The following is a 1,552-nucleotide window of genomic DNA, read 5'->3' on the forward strand; positions in this document are numbered from 1 at the left end:
TATCCGTAAATATCAGAGTAATATCCTTCGGAGCTATCGTTCCCTTGAACAAACCATTATCCCGAAGTTCATACCCTCCTGATTGATTGGCAAAGCCGATGGCTTGATAGCGCCTGCCCATTACCTCATAGCTGATACATTTGAGAAACGGCATAGCCCTCTCCAAATCAATGCAGCGTACTTTTGTAAGGTACTCCTGCAAATGTTGCGGCAGGGTGTCTGATATACTTATCAGTCTCCTTGCCCCGTTTGCAGCCATTACCGGTTGGGAATTGTTTGGTGCGAAGTCTTTACGAGAACTATATGCTGTATCATCGGGAGCGGTCTGTCCCAAGCAGCGGATGGCTTCCGATAGCGTGCAGTTCTCCAATCGCATACAGAGGTCGATGATACTTCCGCCCCTGCCTTCGGCATAGTCTATCCAAAGGTTCTTCTTTGTGTCCACTTTGAAACTCGGATGTGTTTCCGCACGAAGCGGTGAGCGGTACAGGGCATAGGCTGGTGTCCTGCGTACAGGCTTGATGCCTTTTCTTTCAAGATACTCTACGATAGAGTATCGCTTGATTGCGGATAAATCTTCTTCTTTCATTGTGATATGTTTTAATTGAACTGATTGAATAATTTTTGCTTGAATGACAATGGTGTGTTTGAATGATATTTGGATGGGTAGTTGAATGATTATTGAAAGAAAATCTCTTTCCTGAAGTTTTTCCCCTCCAAACTTTTTCATCTTTCTTCTTACTACATACTATTTTAAGTTAAGTAATTGATTTACAATATATTTTTGTAGTACCAAGTCATACTACCAACCTACTACATACGCCTACAACATTTGGATACTGCAATAACTTGGCAAAGGACAAGGGAGAATCTTCCTCATTTTATATACATAAATCGGAAGATGTGATAAGCCCGATGTCGTTGTCAAGTTCCCTGCGGAGTGAGTTAATTTCATAGCGACCCACTTTTGAGAAGTGAGCATCGTTCTTGCTTCGGTATTCGGTTCGCCCCAACACCGTGTTGTATCTGAACTCATAGTGCGTGGAGAGATAGGCTTCTATCTCCGAGTTCTTGGAGGAGGCTTTTCTCTGTTTGGGCGTATTGTATCCGCCCTCCGATTTTCCTTTATCTGCATTCTTTTTCATTACATGCTTGGTTTGGTTTCCAAGAGTGAAGTTATCAAGAGAATGTGAAAGTTCCAAGCATTCAGGGAGTGCTTGCATAATGTTGCGCACATTGGCAATGGATTTCTCACGGATTTCTGGCAGGAAACAGTCGGAAAGCATGGATTTAAACCTTAAACAAGAGGCCAAGTGCGTAAAGGATGTAAGAAAGGCATGTGCTTATTTGCAGCAATCTGCATTGTATTGCATCGGCTAAAACGGATATGATAAATGGAGTGAGGAGGCAAAGAAAGCGACAATCCTTTTGTCATTTCCTTGTTTTTCCCTGTATTTCCCTGCTGCTTTGAAGTGTGATAAACTCATCATATTTTTGCAGGCATAAACGTGCGATGAAACGCAGAACAGACAAAGGTGTTGTCAATACCAAT

At 42.4% G+C, this 1,552-nt stretch carries 1 protein-coding gene and 1 pseudogene; both read right to left on the reverse strand.

The features are described 5' to 3' along the window. On the reverse strand, positions 1-589 hold a 589-nt coding region (locus HMPREF1640_RS12345), incomplete at its 3' end, for a CHC2 zinc finger domain-containing protein (RefSeq protein WP_036895379.1). Positions 590-893: 304 nt separating this feature from the next. Further along, positions 894-1,145: pseudogene (locus tag HMPREF1640_RS12350) on the reverse strand (virulence protein); the annotation flags it as partial. Positions 1,146-1,552 lie beyond the last annotated feature (407 nt).

Source organism: Prevotella sp. S7-1-8 (assembly GCF_000758925.1).
In the GTDB taxonomy this organism is placed as follows: domain Bacteria; phylum Bacteroidota; class Bacteroidia; order Bacteroidales; family Bacteroidaceae; genus Prevotella.